A 22,813-nucleotide genomic window follows, 5' to 3' on the forward strand; every position below is an offset into this window, starting at 1 on the left:
TCACTGACCCAGCGGGAAGCTCCGGTCGCTGACGAACCTGCGGTCGGAGCCGTCCACCGGATCGGTGAACGCGAGCTCGCTGGCGAGGAGCTGGAGCGGATGTGAGAAGTCGTCGATGCTGACCTCGGTGACGGTGGGGTAGAGCGGATCGCCGACGATCGGGCTGCCGAGCCCGGCCAGGTGCATGCGCAGCTGGTGCGTGCGGCCCGTCCTCGGGTGCAGCTCATAGACGGCGAGGTCGCCGCGACGCGACTCCATCTCGATCAGGGTCTCGGCGTTCTCCGGGGCGTCGGGGACGACCTCGGCCCGGAGCGCGCCGCGGTCCTTGCGCAGGTGGTTGCGGACGACGACGGGTGACTCGAGCGCCTCCTGCCACGGGGCGAGGGCGCGGTAGGTCTTGCTGACCTGCCGCTGCTCGAACAAGCTCTGGTACGGCCCGCGCCAGCGACGCTCGGTGGCCAGCAGCAGGACTCCGGACGTGACCCGGTCGAGTCGGTGCAGGGGAGTGAGCTCGGGCAGGTCGAGGGCGGTGCGCAGCCGCACGACGACGCTCTGCAGGACGTGCTTCCCGCGCGGGATGGTCGAGAGGAAGGGCGGCTTGTCGACGACGATGATCCGCTCGTCGCGGTGCAGGATCCTGATCTCACCGGGGACCTCGACCTCCTCGCGCAGGTCGCGGTGGAACCAGACGAAGGTGTGCGGGGTGTACGGGTCGTTGACCCGCACGGGCGCGAGGTCGTCGTAGACGAAGCGCTCGTCAGCCAGCATCTCGTGCACGTCGGCGTGGGGTGCGACCTCGTGCTCGAGCCAGGCGGTCATCGTGGGCCACGGCGATCCCTGCGGATCCCGGTCCGGCGTCCGCAGCCACGCCGACTGCAGGCCGTGTCGGGGCGGCAGCGGGGAACGTGGGGGCACTGCCCGATTCTAGGCGTGACACCCCGGCCATCGCCGATTCGCTGAGGACAGCGCCGCCAGCACGTGGTTCGAACCGGCGGCGCCTGGGACCAACGGTGGCTGCAGCGCACCAGTTGCTCCTACCCCACGTGTACCCGGCTGTCTCGCTCCGAATCACCGCGCCCCCGATCGTGGAAGAATCGGGCCATGGTGAATGACTTCTCCGGCGACCAGTACAACGTCATCGCCCGCTCCCTGAGCGGGGCGCTCGGGGCGACCGCGACGATCGAGGAGGCCACCGCGACCGCGCTGGCGATCGTCACCAACTGCGATCACGCGGGGATCTCGGTCGTGTCGAAGGGCCGCAAGATCGATACGGTGGCGCCGACGGACAAGACGGCGATCCGTGCCGATCAGCTGCAGTACGACGTCAATGACGGGCCGTGCCTGCAGAGCATTCGTGAGCAGGAGACGGTCTACTCCGACGACCTGCGCGTCGACCAGCGGTGGCCCCGGTGGGCTGCTGAGGCGACGACCGAGCTCGGTATCCGCAGCACTCTGTCGCTCCAGCTCTTCGTCGGACCCGACTCGATGGGCTCGTTGAATCTGTACTCCCAGAGCCCTCAGGCGTTCGGGACCGTCGACCGGGTGTCCGCCCTCGCGCTGGCATCGCACATCGCCGTGGCGATGACTGCGGCGAAGGACAAGGACGACTTCGAGTCCGCGCTGGCTCACCGCACCGTGATCGGTCAGGCCGAGGGGATGCTGATGCAGGCCCTGCAGATCACGCCCCCCCAGGCGTTCGCCGCGCTCGTGCGGGTGTCCCAGAGCAAGAACATCAAACTGCACGTGGTGGCCAGCGAGATCGTCGGTCGCGGTGTCCGGGCCGAGTTGTTCGACTGAGGAACGCGTGGCACCCCGGTACGGTGACCGCCATGCCTCAGGTCACGGCGGAAGGGTGGGTCCCGGTCGAGCCCGACGTGGCGTTCGCCGTCTCGCAGACCACCGGTGAGGTCCGGATGCGGTGGGACCCGTTCATCCGCGAGCAGCACCTGATCGACGCCGACGTGCCGGCGAAGGGCGTCCGGACCCACACCCGGGCCCGGGTCGGGCCGCGGATGGTGTCGGAGTACGTCTCCTACCGGCCGCCGACGTCCGTGGGCATGACGATGGTGACCGGGCCGTGGTTCTTCGCCTCGTTCGGCGGCGGCTGGCGCTTCGTCTCCGCGGAGAAGGACGGTCGCGCCGGCACTCGCGCGGTCTGGAAGTACACGTACTCCGTGCGCCCGTCGTGGCTCAGGTTCGTCGCCGAGCCGATCGGTCAGTGGCTGTTGGGCCGCGAGATCCGGGCCCGCATCGCGGCGTGGGCGCGCGCCTGCGAGGACCCTGTCGTCCTCGACTCGCTCTGAGCGCGTGGATCCTCAGTCGTCGAGGCTGGACCCTCCAGCCCGAACCTCAGGCCGTCGTGGAGGTCCAGGCTGGTGCGGTAGATGACCGCCGGGCGGGGGAACCACGCGAGAGTGCAGGCGAATGGCTCGGGGTCGCCTCCGGTCGTGGCGAAGCCGTCCACCTCCCACCTCAGGGGGTCGGTGCCGAAGCTGGTCGTCACGGCGCTGAGGTCGGCAGGTGCCGTGGTGCCGCGCTCTTCGGCGATCCACTCCGCGCAACCGGTGAGGGCGTCCTCCCTGCTGGGGTCGCCGAAGGCGAGTCGCGCCACGTCGCTGTCACGGAGGGGACCCGCGAGGACGGCGTGGCCACCCAGGAGCACGAGGACCAGAGCGGCGACAGCGACGCCCCAGGCGGCCACGCGACGGCGGCGTCGCGACGGAGTGCCCGAGGTCATGGCTGGAGCGTAGGGCCGGGGGAGGTCGCGGGGGGCCTTTTGCCCCTACGGTGTCGTCATCATGAGAGCGATCATCCAGGACGCGTACGGCTCGGTCGACCACCTACGCGTGGGCGAGGTCCCTCGTCCGGAGCCCGCCGACGACGAGGTGCTGATCCGGGTGCGGTCCGCCTCGGTGCACCCTGACGTGTGGCACGTGGTGGCCGGCCGGCCCGCCGCCCTGCGGCTGATGGGTTCAGGAATCCGGCGTCCTCGTCAGCAGGTTCCGGGGACCGACGTCGCCGGCACCGTCGAGGCCGTCGGGAGCGCGGTGACACGGTTCAAGCCCGGTGACGAGGTCTTCGGTGAGACGGTGCGCGGGGGCCAATGGCGCAACGGGGGCGCCTACGCCGAGTTTGTCGCGGCGCCCGAGGTGGGACTCGCGATCAAGCCGTCGAACGTCACCTTCGAGGAGGCCTCTGCCGTGCCCACCGCCGGCCTCATCGCCCTCAACAACCTGCCGCAGCGGTGGGTCTCGCCGGGGTCCCGGGTGCTGGTCAACGGCGCGGGCGGGGCGTGGGCGCGATCGCCCTGCAGCTCGCGAAAGCCTACGGGGCGGAGGTCACGGCGGTCGAGCACACCAGCAAGCTCGACCTGGTCCGCTCCCTCGGCGCGGACCGGGTCATCGACCACACCGCGGAGGACTTCACCCGCAGGGGCGAGCGATGGGACGTCGTCTTCGACGTCCCCGGCAACCATGCGTTCCGCGAGGTGCGGCGGGTCGTCGAACCGGACGGTCGCTACCTGCTGATCGGCCACGATGCGTTCGGCGCGGCCGGACGCCACTGGCTCGGCGGCATGCCGCTCCAGCTCGGACTCGTGGCCCGCTCGGCGGTGAACCCGCAGCTGCGTGGTCCGTCGTTCGCGTCACCGGACAAGCAGGACCTCATGAGCACGCTGACCGGGCTGATGGCCAGTGGCAGGCTGCGCGTGGTCGTCGACCGCGCGTTCCCGCTGGAGCAGGCATCCGATGCGCTGCGACACCTGATGTCGGGCCGGCCGCTGGGACGGGTCGTCGTGTGTCCGTGAGCCTGTCGCAGCGGCCGTGGCCCGGCGTAGGCTCTCAAGAATGAGTGCCGATGAGCTGTTGCCGCCGTTGCCGGCGGACGCGTTCGAGCGTGTCCTGTGCGTCGTGGCCCACCCCGACGACGTCGAGTACGGCACGTCGGCCGCGGTGGCGCGATGGACCTCCGAGGGCATCGAGGTCGGCTATCTCCTGCTGACCCGTGGCGAGGCCGGGATGGACGCGCTGGCGCCGGACGAGGCGGCACCGTTGCGCCAGCGTGAGCAGGTGGCGGCCGCGGAGGTCGTGGGGGTCTCGTCGGTCGAGTTCCTGGACTACCCCGACGGGCTGCTGGAGTACTCGCTGGGAATGCGTCGCGACATCGCGATGGCGATCCGCCGGTTCCGGCCGAACGCCGTGGTGGTCGGCGCGTGGGAGGTGGAGTTCGCGGGCGGGATGCTGAACCACGCCGACCACCGCGTGGCGGGCCTGGCCACGCTCGACGCGCTGCGCGATGCGGGGAACCGTTGGGTCTTCCCCGAGCTGGTGACCGAGGGGCTCGAGCCGTGGTCACCACGGTGGTTGCTGGTGTCCGGGGACGCAGCCGCCACGCACGGCGTGGACGTCACGGGGGAGCCGTTGGAGCGGGGGATCGCCTCGCTCGAGGCCCACGAGCAGTACCTGGCAGGCCTGCCGTGGCACCCGCCGCCGCGTGAGCTGATCCCGCAGTTCACCGCAGAGGAGGGGCGACGGCTGGGCGTGGAGCATGCCCAACTGTTCCGGGCGTTCGACTTCGAGGCGCCGCTGTCCGAGGCGTAGCTTCGTACCGGGGTTCGCCCCGTGGCTTCCCCGATGTGGACGGACGCCGCGCGGGGTGATCATGGCCAGATGGTGCCGTCACTCTCGACCCGCAGGCGGGTGCCCGCCGGCCTCGCGTGGGCGGCCCTCCTGGGAGGCGTCCACGCGGTGGCCAGCCTCTACTGGGCGGCGGGCGGCACCGTGTTGCTGTGGACGCTGGGGGAGGACCTGACCCAGAGCCTGCGCGGTCACGAGTGGCTGCTCCTGCCGGTCGGTGCGGTCAAGGCCTTCGCCGCGGTCGGCCCCTGGCTGCTCGCTCGGCACGGTTGGCCGTGGCGTCGGACCACCCGGGGCCTGTGTTGGCTGGGGGCGGTGCTGCTGGTCGGCTGGGGCAGTGCGAACACGGTCGTCGGCATGCTCGTGCTGGGGGCGGTCATCGAGCCAGGCGAGGTCGACCGGGCGGGAATGATCGGCCACGCGTTCGTGTGGGACCCGTTGTTCCTCGCGTGGGGTGTGTGCCTCGCGGTCGGATTGTTCGCGTCCCGAGCGCGCGGACCGCGGTGACGCCGACGGGTCTGGAATACGATCAGGGCACCGGCTCTGCGGAAGGCGACCACCGAATGGGACCACGCGCACTCCTCGTCGGCGAGGCCTTGGTGGACGTGACCCGGATGCCGGACGGCACCGTCGCCGAGCACCCCGGCGGCTCGCCGTTGAACGTCGCCGTGACGATGGCGCGTCAGGGCATCGACACCACGTTGGCCGCCCAGGTCGGTGACGATCGCTTCGGTGATCTCATCCGGGCCCATCTGGATCGCAGCGGCGTGACGCTCCTGGACGCCGGACCTTCCGGGCCGACGGGCTCGGCCACTGCCACAATCGACGCCGGCGGGGCGGCCACGTACGAGTTCGACCTCCGCTGGGCGCCCGAGCGGCTGCCCGATCCGGCCGATTTCGACCTCCTCCACGTCGGCTCCATCGGCGCGTGGTTGGAGCCCGGGGCGAACGCGGTCGCCGATCTGGTGCGTCGGGCGCACGACGAAGGCCAGGCGGTCGGCTTCGACCCGAACGTCCGGCTCACGCTCGGCCCACCGGTCCCGGTGCTGCGCCAGCGCGTCCTCGACCTTGCTTCGAGCAGCCGCTTCGTGAAGCTCAGCGACGAGGACGCGTCGGTCCTCGCGGAGGGAGGCAGTCCGGAGTCTGTGCTCCGGATCCTGGCCGCTGAGGGCCCGGCCCTGGCCGCGATGACCCGAGGTGGCGCGTCGGCCGTGCTCCGATCCGGCGATCACGAGGTGGAGGTGCCGGTGCCGCAGGTCGCGGTCGCCGACACCATCGGAGCGGGGGACACCTGGATGGGGACCCTGCTGGCCGAGCTGCTGCTGCGCGGCTGGGTGGACCGCACCGGGTTCGGTGCCGACGAGCTGCGCGAGCTCGGCGAGGTCGCCGTCCGTGCCTCCGCCATCACCGTGTCACGCCCCGGCGCCGACCCGCCCTGGCGCGACGAGCTGCGGCAGGGCTGAGGCCGGTGGGTCAGTCGAAGAGCTCGCCCAGCCAGTGGCTCTTCTTCTTGCCCCGGTACCCGCTGCGGTCGTCGTAGCGACGGTCGCGGTCGTCGTAGGAGGGCCGCGACGCGTACCGGTCGTCGCGCGGCGGGGCCGGCGTGGGCGCGGCCGTGCGCGACGCCTCGGCCTCGGCGCGCTCGAGGATCTTGTCCAGCTCGCCACGATCGAGCCACACGCCACGGCACTCGGGGCAGTAGTCGATCTCGACGCCGGCGCGCTCACTCATCACCAGGGTCGTCTCGTCGTTGGGGCACTTCATGGGTCCTCCTCGGCTGGACAGATTGCGCCCAGCGTAGGACCCCGTCCATCACGCGGAGTCCGGCGCGAGGATTGCCGAGGACGGCGATCGCTGACAGCCTGCGGGGATGACCTCCTTCGTCTCGCACACCTCGGTCGACTGCGCCGACGCCTACGAGCTCGCGCAGTGGTGGAAGCAGTTGCTGGGCTACGTCGACATCGAGGACGACCCGAACGAGCCGGGCGACGAGGAGTGCGCGATCCGTGACCCGGACTCCGGTCACGAGATCCTGTTCATCGAGGTGCCCGAGTCGAAGACCGTGAAGAACCGGATCCACTTCGACCTGCGACCGCGCTCGGGGGACCGCGATGCCGAGATCGAGCGCGTGCTGGCGTTGGGTGCGCGCGAGGTCGAGGACCATCGCGGGATCCACGGACCCGGGACGGGGTGGCTGGTGCTGGCGGATCCGGAAGGCAACGAGTTCTGCATCCTGCGCTCGGAGGCCGAGGTGGCGGCCGCTGACGGCTGAGCGCCGATTCCAGCGATTTCGGGTGCCGAAGGGTGTTCTGGCGGCACTCGACAGGCTTACCGTCGAAGCATGTGCCGAAACATCCGCGTGCTCCACAACTTCGAGCCGGCGACCACGGACGACGAGGTCCGCGAGGCCGCGCTGCAGTTCGTGCGGAAGGTCAGCGGCTCGACGCGCCCCTCGCAGGCGAACGCCGAGGCGTTCGACCGGGCGGTCGACGAGATCGCGCACGCCACCCGCCACCTCCTCGACGACCTCGTGACGAACGCGCCGCCGAAGACCCGTGAGAACGAGGCGATCAAGGGGCGCGAGCGGCACGAGAGGCGGATGGAGCGCGAGGTTCGCAACCGGACCGCCTCCGCCTGACCCCCTCCGTCTCCCGCTTGCCGACCACGCGAACGCAGGGACGATGGAGGAAAAGGAGTTGATCCGCCATGACGGTCACGACGCCCGAAGGTCCCGCCAACCCGGGGGAGACGGTGACCGCTCCGCCGGCGCCCGACTCCTACTATCCGGTCCACGTCGAGGGCGACCTCGACCCGAGCCTCAGCCGCGGACTGTGGATCGTCAAGTGGATCCTGCTGATCCCGCACTACATCGTGCTGGGGCTGCTGTGGGTGGCCTTCTGGGTCACGACCGTCCTGGCCTTCTTCGCCATCTTGATCACCGGTCGCTTCCCGCGCTCGCTGTTCGACTTCAACGTCGGCGTCCTGCGGTGGTCGTGGCGCGTGGCCTTCTACGGCTACCACGCCCTCGGCACCGACCGCTATCCGCCGTTCACGCTGGCCGAGCGGCCCGACTATCCCGCCCGGTTCTGGGTGGACTATCCCGAACGCCTGTCGCGAGGGCTCGTGCTGGTGAAGTGGTGGCTGTTGGCGATCCCGCACTTCGTCGTCGTGGCCTTCCTCATGGGCTCGTATGACGGCAACACGATCGGCGACGACCAGGTCCCGTTCGTCGGCCTGGGGCTGATCGGCTTCCTCGTGCTGGTCGCTGCCGTGGTGCTGTTGTTCCAAGGGCACTACCCCCGGCGACTGTTCGACCTCGTCGCGGGCTTGGATCGTTGGACCTTCAGGGTTGCCGGCTACGTGTCCCTCATGACCGACCGCTACCCGCCGTTCGCGCTGGACCAAGGGGGACGAGATCCGGCTCCCACCCCCGCCGGCGGGGCGGTGGCAGCGCACGCCCGGGCCCGCTGGTCGGTCGGCCGGACGATTCCGCTCGTCGTCGGCTCCGTGCTGGTGATGACCTCGCTCGTCATCGCCCTGGCGGGACTGGCGCTGGCCGTGTTCGACGTGTCCGAGGAGGACGACGACGGGTTCCTCATGACCAAGCACGAGCCGCTGCGGAGCAACTCCTTCGCGATCGCCTCGGAGAGCCTGAGGCTGCACCTGGACGGTGAGGCCGCCCGGTTGCCGGAGGCGATCACCGGAGACGTCCGGCTCAACGCCGACAGCGTGACCGGACGCCCGATCTTCATCGGCATCGGGCCCACCGCGGACGTCGATCGCTACCTCTCCGGGGTCGGCCACGACACGCTGGTGGGGCTGGACGACGAGGACGATGAGGCGAAGTACCGCGTCACGACGGGCGGCCCGCCGCCGACGGCGCCCACGGGCGAGCGGTTCTGGGACGTGCAGGACGCCGGCGTGGAGGACGTGCAGATCACCTGGACTCCGAAGGACGGTGACTGGACCGTCGTCGTGATGAACGCGGACGGCACGCCCGTGGTCGACACCCGCATCGCCGCCGGCGCCGAGTTCCCGATCGTGGCCGCCTCGGTCGTCGCCCTGCTGGTCACAGCCGGCGTCGCCTTCCTGCTCGGCATCGTGTTGATCGCCGTGTCCATCTGGATGGTGTCCCGCGAGCTGAGCCGCCACCACGAGGAGAGGAGCGCATCATGAGCGCACTGGTGATCTACGAGTCCTGGTGGGGGAACACCCGCGCCATCGCCGAGGCGGTGGCCGAGGGGCTCGGACCCGACGTGCCGGTCGTCGACGTCATCGCCGCGCCCGCGCCCCTGCCGCCGGAGCTGGAGCTGCTGGTGCTCGGCGGCCCGACGCACGCCTTCTCGATGAGCCGCGACGCGACCCGCAAGGACGCGGTCGAGCACGGAGCGCCACCGGGACACATCACCCGGGGAATCCGCGAGTGGCTCGACGACCAGGAAGGGCGTGACGACATCGACGTGGCCACGTTCGACACCCGCGTCGCGAAGGTGCGCCGGCTGCCCGGGTCCGCGGCGAAGGCGGCGGCCCGGTCGGTGAAGAGGCACCACCTGGGGCGGTTGATCGACGAGGAGAGCTTCTACGTCGAGGACAGGGAGGGCCCGCTGCTCGACGGCGAGCTCGAGCGCGCCCGCGACTGGGGCGCCTCCATCCTGAGCCGGCACGGCGGGCTGTCGCCGGGCGTGTGAGAAGTCCCACCCCGTCGGGTGGAACGCGTGATGCTGCTGGGACGTTCTTCCTCACGTGAGCGATCTGTTGAAGCTGTCCCCCGAAGCCCAGGACCTGCTGTTCCGCGAGGCCCGAACCGCCAACTCCTTCACCGACGAACCGGTGAGCGACGAGCAGGTCGAGGCGATCCAGGACCTCGTCAAGTACGGCCCCACGGCGATGAACTGCCAGCCGCTGCGCGTCATCCTCGTCCGCAGCGACGACGCCCGCGCCCGGCTGCTCAAGCACATGTCCGACGGCAACCGGGTCAAGACGGCCACGGCCCCGCTCGTGGCGATCCTCGCCGCCGACACGAACTTCAACGAGAACCTGCCCCAGGTCTTCCCCCACGCGGAGGGCGCCAAGGACTGGTTCCCGGATCCCGAGGCCCGCGAGGCCATGGCGCGCCTCAACGCCGGCCTGCAGATCGGCTACTTCCTGATGGGCGTGCGCGCCGCGGGCCTGGCCGCCGGCCCGATGACCGGCTTCGACGCCGCCGGGATCGACGAGGACCTGCTGGCCGGCACCGGCTTCAAGGCAATGGTCGTCGTCAACATCGGCCACCCCGGTGAGAACGCCTGGTTCGACCGCCTGCCGCGCCTTGAGCACGAGCAGGTCGTCACGACGCTCTGAGTCCGGCAGGACTCAGGGGAGCGGCGGAGCGTCCACCGCCTCGGGACCGTGCCCACGCCGGGTGACCTCGGCGCGAGCGCGGTCGATGCCGCCGTGCTCGAGCGCCGCGACGTCGGACTCGCCCTCCCAGACGACGACGCCCCGGCGCCGGACCGTGACGCGCATCCGGGCGCCGAGGTGCTCGATCGCACCGGGCACGTTGCGCCGCTCGAACGGCAGCGGGACCGGGAGGACGTGGGCGCTGGCGAGGCTGCCCGACCCCTCGACGTCGATGCTCCACTGGGCGCTGCGCCCGTGCAGTGACCAGCGCTCGTCCGTGACGTCGGCGTGCACCGGCGACACCACCGGGTCGCCGAGCCGGACGAGTCGTCCGCCCGGCAGCAGGACCACGAGCGCGGTCACGGTCGTGCGAAGCGGCCCTGCGGTGACCTCGCCTCCGGCGAAGGCGACGCACACGGCCGGGTCCTCGAAGCCCTGCGCCTGGCCCCACCACCACGAGTCGGGGAAGCCGCCCTTGCCCCAGTTCTTCTCGGCGTAGACCGACCAGCCGTCCAGCTCCCAGATGTCGTTCCCGACGGTGACCTCGCCGCGCGCCGAGCCGCCGAGGAGCCACGGGTGCCAGTACTGGTTCAGGCCCGGGACGGACTGGAAGACGCTCGAGCCGCCGACGCTGCGGCGCGGCCACGGCACCGGGTCGGTGATCGCGACGTCGACGCGCGCGTCCGGACCGAGGTCGACGTGCAGGCGGTCCGAGGAGCCGCGGAAGGCGATCCCGGAGACCACGCCCAACCGGTCCTCCTCGGCGTGACCCTCGGGGTGCACCGTCGTGCGCAGGAAGCCGGTCGGGTGCGCCGCGAGTCCCAGCGTCGACCAGGTGCCGTCCGCCGCCCGGTTCACGCCGTCCAGGGCGATGACGACGCGACCGGTCGCGGGGTCGGTGAAGCGCCAGAAGTAGCCCTCCATCGCGACACCGTGCGCGGGCAGGGGGTCGCCGAACGGTCGATCGGCGCCGCTCGCCCGGTACGCGCGACGCAGTGAGGTCAGGGTGTCTCGGACCAGCGGGATCATGTCAGCACTGTGGCAGCACGTCGCCGTGGGCGCATCTGGCGTCGGTTCGACACCGGTGCCCGTCGTGCTCATAGTGGAAGTACCGGGGGATCTGGGGGGATCACGATGGCCGGTGCAGGAAAGCGCGGTGCGGTCGAGCGGCCGATGCACTCCACGAAGCCACTCGCGCTCTCGCTCCTGCTCTGGGTGGCCGACGGCGTCCGGCGCGAGCAGAGCATGCGGCGTTGGAAGAGCACGCATGCGGACCTCACCACCGCGACACCTGGGCGGGAGGAGTACCGGCAGCTCCACGTGGCACAGGACAGTCCCGGGCTCTGGCCCGCGATTCCCGGGGTCGAGACGCAGATCCCGCCTGACACCAGGGTCGACGGCGTCGCGGAGGTGACGTACGCGTCGCTGGCCGCCGCCTGGCGCGGCCGGGGCCTCGCAGCCGACGCCCGCGAGGACGAGGTCCACAACTTCCGGCGCTCCCTGCTCTATGCCGGGCCCCCGCATTCGACCCGGTGGTACGACGTCGCCGGGTCCGTCGACACGCGGATCTGGCTGTACGTCCTGCTGCGCCGCCGGCCCGGCGTCTCCCCGCGGGGGCTCCGGGACTTCATGCGACACGGGCTCATCGACGACCTGTACGGGGCCGGCACGCTGACCGAGCTGCGGACCCACGTCTTCCTGCCTTGGCGCAGGGCGCTGTGGAACAGCCCGCGCGTCGCCCACGACAACCCGCGCGACCAGCGCTTCCACGCCTCGATCAGCCTCGGGTTCGGCGATCGGGAGACGCTGCAGGAGTTCCTTTCCGGGCCCGTGCCCGAGGTCCTGGCCGTCGGGCTGATGAGTCACGCCGCCGCCGTGCACGCCTACGACGCGACCGTCCACCGCTTCGTGTCCGACGGGAACTGACCTCGCGAGCGCCCCCGCTCCTCTAGGCTCCGGGCAGCGAGGCCGACCCGGAGGACGATCGATGAGCGCGTTGCACCGTGCCCGACAGCTGCAGCCCGGCTCGACCGTGCGCTGGGACAGGCTGGAGCGCGATGCGTTCTCGGCACATCCGGAGGTGCTCGCCGGGCCGAAGTCGGGCAGCTCGGGCCCGCCCAAGCCCCGGGAGTGGCTGTTGCTCGCCCCACTGGGACTCCTCGCCGCGGTGGTGGCCGGCGCCCCCATCTGGGGATACGTGGCGATCGCCGCTGACGGCAGCCGGTTCGCCACCGCCGCACCCGACTCGGACCCCTCGGTGACGATCGCCGTGGCGGGATCCTTCTATGCCTGTGCCCTCGTCGTGGTGCTGTCACACATCGTCATCTGGCTCCGGAACGGACGCCCGAAGGCGCGCATGGACCTGGGATACTTGGGGATCACCGCGGTGCTCGGTGCGATGACGACGCTGTCGGTGTGGCGTCGCGGCACCGCGGGCGGGGTCGAGACGTGGGACCGGTGGATCATCCCCGTCGTCCTCGCCACCGTGGTGAGCGGTGTCCACGCATGCGTCCTGCTCGTCATCAAGCTCCGCCACGAGGCGTCCAGCGCCCTGTCCCTCGAGGGCAGTGACGCCCTCGACGCGCGCACCGCCCGCGCGGCCGAGCTCGACGACGCCGAACAGACGACGATCCGAGCCGACCTCGACGCCGCGATCGCCGATCTCGAGCGGCGGGGCATCATCACCACCGCCGTCGCCGCACGTGCCCGGAGCCTGGACCTCGGCGCCTTGGCGCTGACGATGATGAGCCGGAATCGGGGGACGGGCTCAGCGAGGTTGCCGTGACGCTGCGCCATGGCGAGCATGAGGGATGACCACGCCGACCCCTCGGACGCTCGCCCGGGGCCTGCTGGTCGTGGTGCTGGTCGTCGGAACGGGGGTCGCCGTGCTGTGGGCGCTGCAGCGTCAGCTGATCTACTTCCCCGACACGGCACCCGTGCCTGCAGCGGCCGACGCCGTGACGGGTGGGCGTGACGTCACGCTGCGGACCGAGGACGGGCTCGAGCTGGATGCCTGGTTCGTGCCGCCCTCCGGTCAGGACACGGCCATGGCGGTGCTCTTCGCTCCGGGCAACGGTGGCAACAGGTCCGGCCGGGCCGAGCTCGCCGAGGAGCTGAGTCGGCGGGGCCTGGCCGTGTTGCTGATGGACTACCGCGGGTACGGCGGCAATCCCGGCACGCCGGGGGAGGAGGGCCTGGCGGCCGATGCCGACGCGGCGGTCGAGGCGCTCCGAGACCTCGGGTACCCGCCGGAGCGGACGATCTTCTTCGGCGAGTCCCTCGGCACCGGTGTGGTCGCCGCACTGCAGACCCGGACCACGCCCGCGGGCGTCGTGCTGCGCTCGCCGTTCACCGAGCTCTCCGACGTCGGCGCCCACCACTACCCGTGGCTGCCCGTGCGGTGGCTCCTGCGGGACCGGTTCCCGGTCGTCGAGCACCTGGCCGTGAGCGAGGTGCCGGTCACGGTCATCCACGGCGATCGCGACTCCGTCGTGCCGACGAGCCTCAGCGTGCGGGTGGCCGACGAGACCCGCGTGCTGGCGGAACGACTCGTGCTGACCGGCGACCACAACGATCCCGTGATGTTCGGACCCGAGGTCGCGGACGCGGTCCTGCGCCTGGCCGAGCGCGTGGGGTGAGGGCTCAGCCCATCTTGTCGACCCAGTGGGTCAGCCGTCCGTCCTCGCCGACCTCGTGGAACGCGGGCGGACCGGGCACCGGATCCTCGCGCAGGGCCGCGATCACCTCGGCCGGCCCGTGCAGGCGCTCCTCGACCGCCGTCACCCACACGACGTCGGGGGAGAGGGACGCTTCGAGCCGGTTCCAGTCCCGCCGCTCGATGAGGCTCAGGATGTTCCCGACCGCCGGGACGAACTCAGCCATGTGTTGTCACCCGGGTCATCGCAGGCGCTCGGCGAGCGTCACGACGCCCGCGCCGTCGAGGTCGTCGAGCGCGGCCGTGCGCCCCGAGAGCGCAAGAAGCACCGACAGCGCCGGGCCGCTGACGAGGGGACCGTCGCCCAACTCGAGCTCGGCGTCGGTGGCGGTGACGCGGACCGCCGACAGATGGTCCTTGGCCCCGCCGAGGGATCCCGGCGTGCGCACCTGCGAGTGGATGGCGCGCAGCACGGCCTCCTGCGGGTAGACGTGCTCGATGCCCAGCGGCCGGCGGATGTCCTCGCCGTGGACGACCTCCTCGACGAGCCGGCTGTCCAGTGGCGCCGGCGGTGTCGCGGTGCTGTCCGCGGCGGCTCGGAGGCGATCGAGCGTCTCGGCCGGCGTCCGGCCGCGACGTCGTTGGATCCCGCGCTCGTTCAGGGCGTGGAAGTCGAACCGCGCGCGCAGCAGCGCCGCGACGAAGTGCCGCCGCGTGGTGAGCGCGCTGTCGACGAGGTGCGCGGTCACGTCGTGGACCGTCCAGCCCGGGCAGAGCGAGGGCGTGTCCCACGCCGCGGGCGACACCTGGTCCAGATCGGCGATCAGGGCTCGGCGCTCGGCATGAACCAGCGGCCACACATCCGACATCTGCACTCCCGGCGTCTCGAGGTTCGTTCCTCACGCTAGACCTCGATCACTGCGTCCGTCCCCGGGCCTGCGACAGTGAGACATGGCTCTTCCGCAGGACCACGCCGAGCCGCTGGTGCTGGCGTACCCGTTCACGGGCCGGTGGATGGCGCGCAACAGCCCCGCCCGGCGCGTGCCGAGCCACGGGACGCACCTGATGGGCACGACCTACGCGATCGACTTCGTCGGCGTCGACGCGCGGGGCCGCTCGGCGCCGTGGTCCTGGCGCGCGGCCCTGGCCACCGAGCCGCCGGGAGCGTTCGTCGGCTTCGGTCGGCCGATCCTGGCTCCCTGCCCGGGGCGGGTGGTCGTCGTCCACGACGGCGAGCCGGACCAAGTCGCCCGGCGCTCACCCGTCGCCGGCGTGCCGTACCTGCTGCGCCAGGCCGAGCGCGTGCGCGGAGGCCCGCCCGCCATCGCGGGCAACCACGTGGTCGTCGCAGTGAGCGATGCCGGGCCGTTCGTGTTGCTGGCGCACCTGCGCGCGGGATCGACCCGCGTCACCGTGGGCGATCACGTGGGCGCGGGCGACGTCCTCGGGGACTGTGGCAACTCCGGCAACAGCATCCAGCCGCACGTGCACGTCCAGGCCACCGACAGCCTCGACTGGCAGCGGGCCCGCGGGCTCCCGATCGGATTCGTCGGAGCCCACGGCCCCGGCCTGCCCGCCGAGTCGCAGATCGTCACGGCCTGAGCCGCGAGGGTCAGTCCTCCGGCAGCCCGGCGAACGACTTCTTCATGTCGTTGTACCAACCGAGCGACTTCTTCGGGTGGCGCCAGCGACCCTTCATCGCGTCGCGCGCCTCCTGATGGGTCGCGTCCCCGGCCTTCTCGGCGTCCTTGAGGTGCTGGTCCTGGGCGGCGATGACGTCGTCGGCGGTCTCGCCGCGGTGCGCGAGCTCGCAGGGGCCTCCGAGCTGGCGACAGGTCATGGTCTTCATGGCTTCTCCTCTTTCCGGTGCGGTGCGGTGCTGTGTCCTGATGACGATCGAGGCGGTCGATGTGTGACCGTCAGCCGCGCGGGTTGCCTCCATCGCGGCGGACGACGTGGGCGAGCACGTCGGGCTCGGCGCGGAACACGATGGCGGTGACCTGCCCGTCCTCGACGGTGAAGTCGAAGACGACACGGGCCTGGCCGAGGTGGAACCAGGCCGTGGCGGGCCGGCCCTCGACGAACACCGGCAGGGCTGCCTGGGCGCTGCCGTTGAAGAAGGTCGCCACCTCGTCGCGGCCCTCGATGCGCTCCGGAGTGCCCACGAGGATGGCCGCGCGATCGGCGGTCACGGTGGCTTCCGGCGCCAGCAGCTGCAGCAGCCGGTCGAACTCGCCGCTCTTCGCCGCGGCCATGAACGCGTCGACGACCTCCCAGTCGGCGAGACGGTCCTCGGGCGCGGGCTGGCGGACCTTGGCCCGGGCGCGGGACGCCAGCTTGCGCGCGGCCGTGGGGGTCGTGTCCAGCAGCTCCGCGATCGTCGTGAACTCGTAGCCGAACGAGTCGTGCAGCACGAACGCCACGCGCTCGCCGGGACTGAGCCGATCCAGGACGACGCTCAGCGCGGCCCCGACGGTGTCGGCCAGGGTCACGTCGTCCGCGGGGTCGCCGACGGTCTCACCGGGATCGAGGTCGTCAACCGGCACCGGGGTGCGCGACCGCAGCCGGTCCAGGCACAGCCGCGTCGTCACGGTCGTCAGCCAGCCGGGCAGGTTCTCGATCTCGGCATCGGTCCCGTGCCAGCGCAGCCACGCCTGCTGCACGATGTCGTGGGCCTCGTTCGCGTCGCCGAGCATCCGGCTCGCGATCCTCACCAGACGCGGCCGCTCGGCCTCGAACCATTCGTCCTGCTGCACGGTCCTCACCCTTCCACGTCCGGCTGTCATCCCTCTGACGATCGGGACGACGCGGGTGTGACCGGACGCCGCCGTCGCGGTGGACTTTCGCAAGGCCCCGCACGGGAGCACAGTGGAACCAGGGGGAGGGGAGAAGGTCATGACGAATCTTCTTCGCTGGGCTGTGGTGGCGATCCTCGTGCTGCACGGATTCGTTCATCTGCTGGCTGCGGTCCAGCGGTTCGGGTGGGTCGACGACCCCGTGCTCGCGCGGGATCCGGCCCTGGGCGTCCTGTGGCTGGCCGCGGCGATCCTGTTGCTGGCGGCCGCCCTGCTCGCCGCCCTCGGCGCCCCCACCTGGTGGTGGCTCCTGGCGATTGTCGCCGCCGTGACGTCCGAGGCGGCGATCATGACGTCCTGGAGTGTCTCGGGCTCGGGCACCCTCGTGAACGTCCTGCTGATCCTCATCGCGATCTACTCGCTGCTGCTGCGCGGCCCGCCCAGCTTCCGGGGTCAGTGGCGGCGGCGGTCGAAGGAGGCGCTGGCGGCGGTGGATCCCGACCCGACGCCCTTGACCGAGGACGAGCTGGCTGGTCTGCCGGAGCCGCTGGCGGCGTACATCCGTCGCTCGCTGCGGCAGGGCGAGCCGCGCGAGGCCAGCCTCCACGCCCGGTTCCACGGCCGGATCCGCAGTGACGCGGACGCCGAGTGGATGCCGTTCCGCGGCCGCCAGGTCAACACGTTCGGTGACAACCCGACGCGAACGTTCCTGATGATCGCGTCGCGCTCGGGAGTCCCCATCACGGTGCTGCACTGCTTCGCGGACGGGCGAGCCACGATGCGGGGCAAGGTGCTGTCCCTGCTCACCGTGGTCGACGCGTCCGGGCCGGAGATGGACCGTTCGGAGACGGTCACGGTCTTCAACGACCTGGTCGTCCTCGCGCCCGGCGCGATCGTCGACGCTCCCATCACGTGGACCTGCGTCGGCAAGCGGCAGGTCCGCGGCGTCTTCACCCTGGGGAGCCAGAGCGTCTCGGCGGTCCTGACGTTCGACGAGCGCGACGACCTCATCGACTTCGTCTCCGACGACCGGTCGCGAGCGTCTGCGGACGGGCGCTCCTTCACCCCGCAGACCTGGTCCACCCCGCTGCGCACGCATCGCGACGTGGACGGGCTCCGGCTGCTGACCACGGGAGCCGCGCGCTGGCTGGGACCGGACGGATGGTTCACCTACATCGAGCTGGAGTACGACGAGATCACGTACAACGTGCACGAGGTGGAGACCGGTCCCGCCTCCGGCCCGGCGCTCCAGGGCCTGACCCCCGAGCGGGTCAGTCGGCCACGCGGCGAGATGACGCACCGCCGGCCACGACGAGCAAGGTGATGACCGCCGCGGCGAGCAGGCCGGCGCCCAGATGCCACTGCAGCAGGGCCGCTCCGACCGCGGCGCCGGCGAGGATCAGCAGGACCGCAACGAGCCTGCGCCCGCTGCCGCCGCCCTTGCCGGAGCCCAGCACCGAGTCGGCGGCCAGGCCCGTGATCGTCGACGTGACCACGACCGTCGTCACGTCCTTGACCGCGATGAAGCGCGCGGTGGCCGCCTGCAGGCCCATCGCCGCGCCCAGCAGCGTGCTGATGGTCAGCTCCACGGCCCGCCCGGGCTGGTCGTCGACGAGCAAGGTCACCGCCAGCGCCAGGATCACCAGGCCGACCAGCGCCAGCAGCACCGTGACCGGCCGCGACCAGCCCGGCATGGCGAACCTCAGCACCCGGCCACCCAGTGCGGCGCCGGCCATGAAGCCGACCAGCGCCAGCAGGGGGCCGACGAACGGGAGGTCCTCGGCGCCCACGGCGGCCATGCCCAGAATGACGATGTTCCCGGTCATGTTGCCCGTGAAGACGCGGTCCAGCCCGAGGTATCCGACGGCGTCGACGATGCCCGTCGAGAAGGTCAGCGCGAGCATGAGGACGAGGTGCTGGCGTTCGGCGGGCAGGCGTCGGATCACCTCTCGATCATGGGCCACGTCGGCGACCGGAGTGTCATCGACGCGTCACGGCGGCGTTACACGACCTCCCTACGCTCGCGGGATGACCGTTCTGCACACCGGCGTCGGCCTGGCGCGTGGGGCGACCTACCTGCCCGCCTCGCTCGACCATGTCCTCTGGGGGCGCCTGCCGTGCGCCGCCGACCGCCCGGTGCTGACCGTCGACCCGGGGGACACCGTCGTGTTCGACACGATCAGCCACGAGGGGATCCTCGAGGACCAGGGGCGCGATCCCCGCGCCTTCTTCGAGCCGTACGGCGTGGACGTGCTGGAGGACGCCGTGGCGCTGGCGCGGTCCGACGTGCCCCGGACCTTCGGCGTGGACGGCCCTCATGTGGTGACCGGCCCGGTGGCCGTCCGCGGTGCCCGGGTGGGAGACCTGCTGGCGATGACCGTCGTCGACGCGGTGCCGCGCGTGCCGTACGGCGTCGTCTCGAACCGGCACGGACGCGGCGCGCTGCCGGGGGAGTACCCCGCCACCGGTGACGTGATGAGTGTCTTCGCCCGGGCCGAGGACGGGCTCGGCCACATCGCCTACGGGCCCGACGACGCCCGCACCGTGCGGTTCCCGCTGGCGCCGTTCCTGGGGATCATGGGGGTGGCGGTCGCCGGGAGCGAGCGACCGCACAGCGTCCCGCCGGGCCCGCACGGCGGCAACATCGACATCAACGTGCTGACCGCGGGATCGACGCTCTACCTCCCGATCCAGGTCGACGGAGCGCTCGCGTACGTCGGCGACCCGCACTTCGCCCAGGGTGACGGTGAGGTCGCGCTGACCGCGATGGAGGCCTCGCTGCGCGCCACCGTCCGGTTCGACGTCGTCGCCCGAGAGGATGCGCTGCGTGAGTTCGGCGACGTCGCCGGCCCGCTGGCGCGGACCAGCGAGTTCCTCGTCCCCACCGGCATGGACCCCGATCTCGACGTCGCCGTGCAGAACTGCGTGCGAGCGGCGATCGGTCTGCTGCAGGCGCGCTACGGGATGGACCCGGCGCACGCGTACGCGTACCTGAGTGCCGCGACGGACTTCAACATCAGTCAGGTCGTGGACCTGGTGAAGGGCGTGCACGCGCGGATCCGGCTGGAGGACTTCCGATGACCGACGTGCTGGGCGATCCCGCGCCGGACGGGCTGCTCGAGGCCTTCTGGGCCTATGAGACTGCGCTGATGGGCGACGACCTCGCGGCGCTCGACCGCCTCTTCGCCGAGGGGCCTGACACCCTGCGCGGCGACGCGGCCGGGCTGCTCGTCGGGCATGAGCAGATCAGCCGTTTCCGTGGCGGCCGCGGCGGGGCGCCGGCGCGCTCCGTGCTGGAGGTGCACGTCCGGTCGTTCAGCCATGCGCACGCGCTCGTCATCGCGATCACCGAGCTGGAGCGAGGCGGCCGAGGTCAGCAGACCCAGGTCTGGCGACGCGGCGCCGACGGCTGGCGCGTGATGGCCGCCCACGTGGCCGTGCCCGCTCCGGCATTCGACTCGCGCGTCTGGCGCGTCGTCGGCGACCCGCTGGTCCGGCCCACGGGCTCCGGACCGCTCGATGGTGAGACCGTCGCAGTCAAGGACCTCTTCGCCGTGGCCGGCCAGCCCGTCGGCGCAGGGAACCCGGCCTGGCTGGAGCAGGCCCCGGTCGAGCCGACGCCCGCCTGGGCCGTCCGGATGCTGACCGGGGGAGGCGCAGCGGTCCGCGGCATCACCCGCACCGACGAGTTCGCGTACAGCCTGGCGGGGACCAACGCCCATCACGGCACGCCGCCCAATCCCCGCGCGCCGGGACGGATCAGCGGAGGCTCCAGCTCCGGCTCGGCGAGCGCGGTCTCGCTGGGGCACGCGTCGATCGGGCTGGGCACCGACACCGGCGGCTCGATCCGGGTGCCGGCGGCCTACCAAGGGCTGTACGGGCTGCGCACGACCCACGGCGCCGTCCCGACGGCCGGAGTCATGCCCCTCGCGCCGTCCTTCGACACGGTCGGCTGGCTCACCCGCGACGCGGGGCTGCTCGCGCGGGTCGGTGACGTGCTGCTGCCCGATGTGGCGCCGCGCCCGGTCCGCGAGGTGGTCGTCGTCCCCGAGCTGCTGGCCCTGGCCGAGCCGGACGTCGCCGCCGCCGTCGAGGCGTTCGCCGACCGGGAGTCGGCCCCGCGGGAGTCGTGGAACCTGGGCGAGCTGGAGTCCTGGCGCGAGGCGTTCCGGGTGCACCAGGCGGCGCAGGCCTGGGCGTCGCACGGCGCGTGGTTGCGGACCCGCCTCGACGTGCTGGGACCCGACGTCCGCGGCCGGTTCGAGGCAGCCGCCGCGATCTCGCCCGACGAGGCGTCCGTCGCAGCCGCCCGGGTGACCGCGGCGCGGCAGACGATCCGCGAGCTGGTCGGCGACCGGGTGATCGTGCTGCCCTCTGCCTCGTCGGTCGCCCCGCTGCTGGGCGCTGATCCGGGTCAGGTGCGCGACGCGACCCTGCGGCTGACGTGCCTGGCGGGACTCGGTGGGCTCCCCGCGGTGAGCATCCCGACCGCCACGGCCGAGGGCCTGCCCTGCGGCGTGAGCCTGGTCGCCGCGCCGGGCCGCGACCGCGACCTGCTGGCGTTCGCCGTCGCCCACGCCGAACGTTTACGCCCCTGAAACGATCGTTGCAGCTCGTGTAACACCGGGCCCCTAGCGTCAGGGCGCATGGACATCACGACCTTCGACGAGGCCGACCCGGCGACGGCAGCGGCGCTCGTCCGCGCGTGCGCCGCGATCGAGTCGTGGGTCGACGACGTCGTCGCGAGCCGGCCGTACGGGAGCCTCGACAACCTGCTCGACCTGGCCGGCGCGCTGAGCGCCCGGTGGGGCGCCACCGAGGTCGAGGAGGCCCTGGCGGACCACCCGCGCATCGGTGAGCGCCACGAGGGCGCGGGTGCCGGGGCGGGCCTGTCGCGGCAGGAGCAGTCGGGTGTCGACCGCTCGACCGACACCGTCGCGCGGCTGGCCGAGGGCAACCGTCGCTACGAGGACCGCTTCGGGCGCATCTTCCTGATCCGGGCCGCCGGCCGCGACGCCGAGGAGATCCTCGAGCACCTCGAGCGTCGGCTGGACAACGACCCCGACACCGAGCTGGCGGTCACCGCCGGTCAACTCCGCGAGATCGCCGCGCTGCGGCTGAAGGGATCGTTCTCATGACCACCCTGTCCACCCACGTCCTGGACTCCGCGCGCGGCCTGCCCGCCGCGGCGATCACGGTCACGCTCGACGGGACGCAGACCCTCGCGACGGACGATGACGGGCGGATCGCCTTCGACGGCGACCTCGCCGCGGGCGCCCACACGCTCGAGTACGCCACGGGGGAGTGGTTCGCCGGTCAGGACCGCGACACGTTCTTTCCGTCGGTGCCGCTGACGTTCGAGGTCGAGCCCGAACGCGCCCACCTGCACGTCGCCCTGCTGCTGGGCCCGTTCTCCTACACCGCCTACCGAGGGAGCTGATCATGGCGCACGGCGACATCGTCCTGGGACCGAACCAGTACGGAAAGGCGGAGGTCCGGCTGGTCCGGGTCACCCGCGATACCGACGTGCACCGCGTCGAGGACCTCAACGTCACGACGCAACTGCGCGGTGACTTCACCGACTGTCACACGGTCGGCGACAACAGCCACGTCGTGGCCACCGACACCCAGAAGAACACGGTCTACGCCTACGCCCGCGAGCACGGGATCGGCTCGCCGGAGCAGTTCCTGACGACCCTGGGCCGGCACTTCGTCGACGACTTCGCGCAGGTCGCCGGCGGTCGCTGGGAGTCCCAGCTGTACGCGTGGGACCGGATCGGCGTGGACGGCGAGCCCCATGACCACGCCTTCCTGCGGGAGGGCCGCGAGGTCCGCACGACGCTGGTGCAGATGGACGGCCCCGACACGTGGGTCCTCGCCGGGTTCACCGACTGCACGGTCATGAAGACGACGGGCTCGGAGTTCCACGGCTTCCCGCGTGACCGGTACACGACCCTGGCCGAGACCGACGACCGGATCCTGGCCACCTCGGTGACCGCCTGGTGGCGGTACACCTCGGCAGACCTGGGCGACTGGAACGAGCGTTACGCCGCCATCCGCGACCTCATGCTCGAGACCTTCGCCGGGGTGCACTCGCTGGCCCTGCAGCAGACGATCTTCGCGATGGGCAGGGCGGTGCTCGAGCAGTTCCCGGAGGTCGCCGAGGTCAAGCTCTCGTGCCCCAACAAGCACCACTTCCTGGTCGACCTGGCGCCGTTCGGCCTGAAGAACCCGAACGAGGTGTTCTTCGCCGCGGACCGTCCCTACGGGCTGATCGAGGCGACGGTCCAGCGCGAGGGCGCCCCCGAGGCGCCGCAGGCCTGGGCGACCGTGGCCGGGTTCTGCTGAGC

General features: G+C 71.8%; 30 protein-coding genes and 1 pseudogene. 22 read left to right on the forward strand and 9 right to left on the reverse strand.

Annotated elements, in window-relative coordinates:
• A complete protein-coding gene (locus tag NP095_RS04535) occupies positions 1 to 819 on the reverse strand; it encodes a pseudouridine synthase (protein ID WP_232417432.1) in 819 nt (272 codons plus the stop codon).
• A gap of 282 nt (positions 820 to 1,101) precedes the next feature.
• On the opposite strand from NP095_RS04535, the gene NP095_RS04540 reads away from it, so the two are divergent.
• Together NP095_RS04540 and NP095_RS04545 are read left to right on the forward strand one after the other, a co-directional pair.
• Positions 1,102 to 1,797 (forward strand): GAF and ANTAR domain-containing protein, encoded by a 696-nt coding sequence (locus NP095_RS04540; protein ID WP_232417169.1) that lies wholly within the window; start codon positions 1,102 to 1,104, stop codon positions 1,795 to 1,797.
• 32 nt (positions 1,798 to 1,829) lie between these two features.
• Complete coding sequence (locus NP095_RS04545) at positions 1,830 to 2,303, forward strand: SRPBCC family protein (RefSeq protein ID WP_232417168.1); 474 nt, start codon at positions 1,830 to 1,832, stop codon at positions 2,301 to 2,303.
• On the opposite strand, the gene NP095_RS04550 is transcribed toward NP095_RS04545, so the two are convergent.
• Positions 2,216 to 2,737: a hypothetical protein gene (locus NP095_RS04550; protein WP_232417167.1), complete on the reverse strand. Its 522-nt coding sequence runs from the start codon at positions 2,735 to 2,737 to the stop codon at positions 2,216 to 2,218. The two genes, NP095_RS04545 and NP095_RS04550, sit on opposite strands and share 88 nt — an antisense overlap.
• Before the next feature lie 61 nt (positions 2,738 to 2,798).
• Between NP095_RS04550 and NP095_RS15290 the strand changes: the two are divergent.
• The 5 genes and pseudogenes from NP095_RS15290 to NP095_RS04570 form a co-directional block, all read left to right on the forward strand.
• Positions 2,799 to 3,149, forward strand: a pseudogene (locus NP095_RS15290) (alcohol dehydrogenase catalytic domain-containing protein); the annotation flags it as partial.
• A gap of 143 nt (positions 3,150 to 3,292) precedes the next feature.
• Positions 3,293 to 3,805 carry a zinc-binding dehydrogenase gene (locus NP095_RS04555; protein WP_232417166.1) on the forward strand — a complete coding sequence of 171 codons (513 nt, stop codon included), beginning with the start codon at positions 3,293 to 3,295 and terminating at the stop codon, positions 3,803 to 3,805.
• 40 nt (positions 3,806 to 3,845) lie between these two features.
• The gene (locus NP095_RS04560; protein ID WP_232417165.1) at positions 3,846 to 4,598 is read left to right on the forward strand and encodes a PIG-L deacetylase family protein; all 753 of its coding nucleotides are present in this window, start codon (positions 3,846 to 3,848) and stop codon (positions 4,596 to 4,598) included.
• 69 nt (positions 4,599 to 4,667) lie between these two features.
• Positions 4,668 to 5,141 (forward strand): DUF3995 domain-containing protein, encoded by a 474-nt coding sequence (locus NP095_RS04565; RefSeq protein WP_232417164.1) that lies wholly within the window; start codon positions 4,668 to 4,670, stop codon positions 5,139 to 5,141.
• A 56-nt stretch (positions 5,142 to 5,197) separates the two neighbouring features.
• On the forward strand, positions 5,198 to 6,097 hold the full coding sequence (locus NP095_RS04570; protein ID WP_232417163.1) for a carbohydrate kinase family protein: 900 nt from the start codon (positions 5,198 to 5,200) through the stop codon (positions 6,095 to 6,097).
• 10 nt (positions 6,098 to 6,107) lie between these two features.
• On the opposite strand, the gene NP095_RS04575 is transcribed toward NP095_RS04570, so the two are convergent.
• Positions 6,108 to 6,398, reverse strand: coding sequence for a TFIIB-type zinc ribbon-containing protein (locus NP095_RS04575; RefSeq protein WP_232417162.1), 291 nt, complete (start codon positions 6,396 to 6,398; stop codon positions 6,108 to 6,110).
• 106 nt (positions 6,399 to 6,504) lie between these two features.
• On the opposite strand from NP095_RS04575, the gene NP095_RS04580 reads away from it, so the two are divergent.
• The 5 genes from NP095_RS04580 to NP095_RS04600 all read left to right on the forward strand — a co-directional run bounded on the left by NP095_RS04580 (position 6,505) and on the right by NP095_RS04600 (position 9,974).
• Positions 6,505 to 6,906, forward strand: a complete 402-nt coding sequence (locus NP095_RS04580; RefSeq protein WP_232417161.1) for a VOC family protein — start codon at positions 6,505 to 6,507, stop codon at positions 6,904 to 6,906.
• A gap of 69 nt (positions 6,907 to 6,975) precedes the next feature.
• Positions 6,976 to 7,272 carry a DUF2277 domain-containing protein gene (locus tag NP095_RS04585; RefSeq protein ID WP_232417160.1) on the forward strand — a complete coding sequence of 99 codons (297 nt, stop codon included), beginning with the start codon at positions 6,976 to 6,978 and terminating at the stop codon, positions 7,270 to 7,272.
• A gap of 68 nt (positions 7,273 to 7,340) precedes the next feature.
• The gene (locus NP095_RS04590; RefSeq protein ID WP_232417159.1) at positions 7,341 to 8,810 is read left to right on the forward strand and encodes a DUF4389 domain-containing protein; all 1,470 of its coding nucleotides are present in this window, start codon (positions 7,341 to 7,343) and stop codon (positions 8,808 to 8,810) included.
• On the forward strand, positions 8,807 to 9,322 hold the full coding sequence (locus tag NP095_RS04595) for a flavodoxin family protein (protein WP_232417158.1): 516 nt from the start codon (positions 8,807 to 8,809) through the stop codon (positions 9,320 to 9,322). Before NP095_RS04590 ends, NP095_RS04595 begins: the two co-directional genes overlap by 4 nt.
• 55 nt (positions 9,323 to 9,377) lie before the next feature.
• Positions 9,378 to 9,974 (forward strand): malonic semialdehyde reductase, encoded by a 597-nt coding sequence (locus NP095_RS04600; RefSeq protein ID WP_232417157.1) that lies wholly within the window; start codon positions 9,378 to 9,380, stop codon positions 9,972 to 9,974.
• A gap of 12 nt (positions 9,975 to 9,986) precedes the next feature.
• On the opposite strand, the gene NP095_RS04605 is transcribed toward NP095_RS04600, so the two are convergent.
• On the reverse strand, positions 9,987 to 11,042 hold the full coding sequence (locus tag NP095_RS04605; protein ID WP_232417156.1) for a tocopherol cyclase family protein: 1,056 nt from the start codon (positions 11,040 to 11,042) through the stop codon (positions 9,987 to 9,989).
• A gap of 105 nt (positions 11,043 to 11,147) precedes the next feature.
• On the opposite strand from NP095_RS04605, the gene NP095_RS04610 reads away from it, so the two are divergent.
• From NP095_RS04610 to NP095_RS04620, 3 genes are all read left to right on the forward strand, one after another.
• On the forward strand, positions 11,148 to 11,939 hold the full coding sequence (locus tag NP095_RS04610; protein WP_232417155.1) for an EthD domain-containing protein: 792 nt from the start codon (positions 11,148 to 11,150) through the stop codon (positions 11,937 to 11,939).
• 61 nt (positions 11,940 to 12,000) lie between these two features.
• A complete protein-coding gene (locus NP095_RS04615) occupies positions 12,001 to 12,798 on the forward strand; it encodes a hypothetical protein (RefSeq protein WP_232417154.1) in 798 nt (265 codons plus the stop codon).
• Between the two features lie 25 nt (positions 12,799 to 12,823).
• Positions 12,824 to 13,651 carry an alpha/beta hydrolase gene (locus tag NP095_RS04620; RefSeq protein WP_232417153.1) on the forward strand — a complete coding sequence of 276 codons (828 nt, stop codon included), beginning with the start codon at positions 12,824 to 12,826 and terminating at the stop codon, positions 13,649 to 13,651.
• 4 nt (positions 13,652 to 13,655) lie between these two features.
• Here NP095_RS04620 and NP095_RS04625 read toward each other — a convergent pair whose 3' ends face one another.
• Together NP095_RS04625 and NP095_RS04630 are read right to left on the reverse strand one after the other, a co-directional pair.
• Complete coding sequence (locus tag NP095_RS04625) at positions 13,656 to 13,895, reverse strand: hypothetical protein (protein ID WP_232417152.1); 240 nt, start codon at positions 13,893 to 13,895, stop codon at positions 13,656 to 13,658.
• Positions 13,896 to 13,910: 15 nt separating this feature from the next.
• On the reverse strand, positions 13,911 to 14,537 hold the full coding sequence (locus tag NP095_RS04630; RefSeq protein WP_232417431.1) for a maleylpyruvate isomerase family mycothiol-dependent enzyme: 627 nt from the start codon (positions 14,535 to 14,537) through the stop codon (positions 13,911 to 13,913).
• Positions 14,538 to 14,619: 82 nt separating this feature from the next.
• Between NP095_RS04630 and NP095_RS04635 the strand changes: the two genes are divergently transcribed.
• A complete protein-coding gene (locus NP095_RS04635) occupies positions 14,620 to 15,270 on the forward strand; it encodes a M23 family metallopeptidase (RefSeq protein WP_232417151.1) in 651 nt (216 codons plus the stop codon).
• 10 nt (positions 15,271 to 15,280) lie between these two features.
• Here NP095_RS04635 and NP095_RS04640 read toward each other — a convergent pair whose 3' ends face one another.
• Together NP095_RS04640 and NP095_RS04645 are read right to left on the reverse strand one after the other, a co-directional pair.
• On the reverse strand, positions 15,281 to 15,517 hold the full coding sequence (locus NP095_RS04640) for a DUF1059 domain-containing protein (protein ID WP_154595482.1): 237 nt from the start codon (positions 15,515 to 15,517) through the stop codon (positions 15,281 to 15,283).
• Positions 15,518 to 15,587: 70 nt separating this feature from the next.
• A complete protein-coding gene (locus NP095_RS04645) occupies positions 15,588 to 16,424 on the reverse strand; it encodes a sigma-70 family RNA polymerase sigma factor (protein WP_232417150.1) in 837 nt (278 codons plus the stop codon).
• 139 nt (positions 16,425 to 16,563) lie between these two features.
• On the opposite strand from NP095_RS04645, the gene NP095_RS04650 reads away from it, so the two are divergent.
• The gene (locus NP095_RS04650; protein WP_232417149.1) at positions 16,564 to 17,787 is read left to right on the forward strand and encodes a DUF6544 family protein; all 1,224 of its coding nucleotides are present in this window, start codon (positions 16,564 to 16,566) and stop codon (positions 17,785 to 17,787) included.
• Here NP095_RS04650 and NP095_RS04655 read toward each other — a convergent pair.
• The gene (locus NP095_RS04655) at positions 17,735 to 18,409 is read right to left on the reverse strand and encodes a DUF1275 family protein (RefSeq protein WP_232417148.1); all 675 of its coding nucleotides are present in this window, start codon (positions 18,407 to 18,409) and stop codon (positions 17,735 to 17,737) included. The genes NP095_RS04650 and NP095_RS04655 overlap by 53 nt on opposite strands.
• Before the next feature lie 82 nt (positions 18,410 to 18,491).
• Between NP095_RS04655 and NP095_RS04660 the strand changes: the two genes are divergently transcribed.
• From NP095_RS04660 to pucL, 5 genes are read left to right on the forward strand one after another with little or no spacing between them, the layout of a single operon-like run.
• On the forward strand, positions 18,492 to 19,544 hold the full coding sequence (locus NP095_RS04660; RefSeq protein WP_232417147.1) for an acetamidase/formamidase family protein: 1,053 nt from the start codon (positions 18,492 to 18,494) through the stop codon (positions 19,542 to 19,544).
• Complete coding sequence (locus NP095_RS04665) at positions 19,541 to 21,061, forward strand: amidase (RefSeq protein WP_232417146.1); 1,521 nt, start codon at positions 19,541 to 19,543, stop codon at positions 21,059 to 21,061. Before NP095_RS04660 ends, NP095_RS04665 begins: the two co-directional genes overlap by 4 nt.
• Before the next feature lie 48 nt (positions 21,062 to 21,109).
• Entirely contained in the window at positions 21,110 to 21,601 is a 492-nt protein-coding gene (uraD, locus tag NP095_RS04670) for a 2-oxo-4-hydroxy-4-carboxy-5-ureidoimidazoline decarboxylase (RefSeq protein WP_232417145.1), read from the forward strand.
• The gene (gene uraH / locus NP095_RS04675) at positions 21,598 to 21,903 is read left to right on the forward strand and encodes a hydroxyisourate hydrolase (RefSeq protein WP_232417144.1); all 306 of its coding nucleotides are present in this window, start codon (positions 21,598 to 21,600) and stop codon (positions 21,901 to 21,903) included. The genes uraD and uraH overlap by 4 nt, the downstream gene beginning before the upstream one ends.
• Positions 21,904 to 21,905: 2 nt before the next feature.
• Positions 21,906 to 22,811, forward strand: coding sequence for a factor-independent urate hydroxylase (gene pucL / locus NP095_RS04680; RefSeq protein ID WP_232417143.1), 906 nt, complete (start codon positions 21,906 to 21,908; stop codon positions 22,809 to 22,811).
• Positions 22,812 to 22,813: the final 2 nt, after the last annotated feature.

Origin of the sequence: Aeromicrobium duanguangcaii (assembly GCF_024508295.1) — a bacterium.
Lineage (GTDB): Bacteria > Actinomycetota > Actinomycetes > Propionibacteriales > Nocardioidaceae > Aeromicrobium > Aeromicrobium duanguangcaii.

Coding starts and splice junctions, on each gene's coding strand:
- NP095_RS04535 (WP_232417432.1), bottom strand. CDS start 819: ATGACCGCCTGGCTCGAGCACGAGGTCGCACCCCACGCCGACGTGCAC.
- NP095_RS04540 (WP_232417169.1), top strand. CDS start 1,102: ATGGTGAATGACTTCTCCGGCGACCAGTACAACGTCATCGCCCGCTCC.
- NP095_RS04545 (WP_232417168.1), top strand. CDS start 1,830: ATGCCTCAGGTCACGGCGGAAGGGTGGGTCCCGGTCGAGCCCGACGTG.
- NP095_RS04550 (WP_232417167.1), bottom strand. CDS start 2,737: ATGACCTCGGGCACTCCGTCGCGACGCCGCCGTCGCGTGGCCGCCTGG.
- NP095_RS04560 (WP_232417165.1), top strand. CDS start 3,846: ATGAGTGCCGATGAGCTGTTGCCGCCGTTGCCGGCGGACGCGTTCGAG.
- NP095_RS04565 (WP_232417164.1), top strand. CDS start 4,668: ATGGTGCCGTCACTCTCGACCCGCAGGCGGGTGCCCGCCGGCCTCGCG.
- NP095_RS04570 (WP_232417163.1), top strand. CDS start 5,198: ATGGGACCACGCGCACTCCTCGTCGGCGAGGCCTTGGTGGACGTGACC.
- NP095_RS04575 (WP_232417162.1), bottom strand. CDS start 6,398: ATGAAGTGCCCCAACGACGAGACGACCCTGGTGATGAGTGAGCGCGCC.
- NP095_RS04580 (WP_232417161.1), top strand. CDS start 6,505: ATGACCTCCTTCGTCTCGCACACCTCGGTCGACTGCGCCGACGCCTAC.
- NP095_RS04585 (WP_232417160.1), top strand. CDS start 6,976: ATGTGCCGAAACATCCGCGTGCTCCACAACTTCGAGCCGGCGACCACG.
- NP095_RS04590 (WP_232417159.1), top strand. CDS start 7,341: ATGACGGTCACGACGCCCGAAGGTCCCGCCAACCCGGGGGAGACGGTG.
- NP095_RS04595 (WP_232417158.1), top strand. CDS start 8,807: ATGAGCGCACTGGTGATCTACGAGTCCTGGTGGGGGAACACCCGCGCC.
- NP095_RS04605 (WP_232417156.1), bottom strand. CDS start 11,042: ATGATCCCGCTGGTCCGAGACACCCTGACCTCACTGCGTCGCGCGTAC.
- NP095_RS04610 (WP_232417155.1), top strand. CDS start 11,148: ATGGCCGGTGCAGGAAAGCGCGGTGCGGTCGAGCGGCCGATGCACTCC.
- NP095_RS04615 (WP_232417154.1), top strand. CDS start 12,001: ATGAGCGCGTTGCACCGTGCCCGACAGCTGCAGCCCGGCTCGACCGTG.
- NP095_RS04620 (WP_232417153.1), top strand. CDS start 12,824: ATGACCACGCCGACCCCTCGGACGCTCGCCCGGGGCCTGCTGGTCGTG.
- NP095_RS04625 (WP_232417152.1), bottom strand. CDS start 13,895: ATGGCTGAGTTCGTCCCGGCGGTCGGGAACATCCTGAGCCTCATCGAG.
- NP095_RS04630 (WP_232417431.1), bottom strand. CDS start 14,537: ATGTCGGATGTGTGGCCGCTGGTTCATGCCGAGCGCCGAGCCCTGATC.
- NP095_RS04635 (WP_232417151.1), top strand. CDS start 14,620: ATGGCTCTTCCGCAGGACCACGCCGAGCCGCTGGTGCTGGCGTACCCG.
- NP095_RS04640 (WP_154595482.1), bottom strand. CDS start 15,517: ATGAAGACCATGACCTGTCGCCAGCTCGGAGGCCCCTGCGAGCTCGCG.
- NP095_RS04650 (WP_232417149.1), top strand. CDS start 16,564: ATGACGAATCTTCTTCGCTGGGCTGTGGTGGCGATCCTCGTGCTGCAC.
- NP095_RS04660 (WP_232417147.1), top strand. CDS start 18,492: ATGACCGTTCTGCACACCGGCGTCGGCCTGGCGCGTGGGGCGACCTAC.
- NP095_RS04665 (WP_232417146.1), top strand. CDS start 19,541: ATGACCGACGTGCTGGGCGATCCCGCGCCGGACGGGCTGCTCGAGGCC.
- uraD (WP_232417145.1), top strand. CDS start 21,110: ATGGACATCACGACCTTCGACGAGGCCGACCCGGCGACGGCAGCGGCG.
- uraH (WP_232417144.1), top strand. CDS start 21,598: ATGACCACCCTGTCCACCCACGTCCTGGACTCCGCGCGCGGCCTGCCC.
- pucL (WP_232417143.1), top strand. CDS start 21,906: ATGGCGCACGGCGACATCGTCCTGGGACCGAACCAGTACGGAAAGGCG.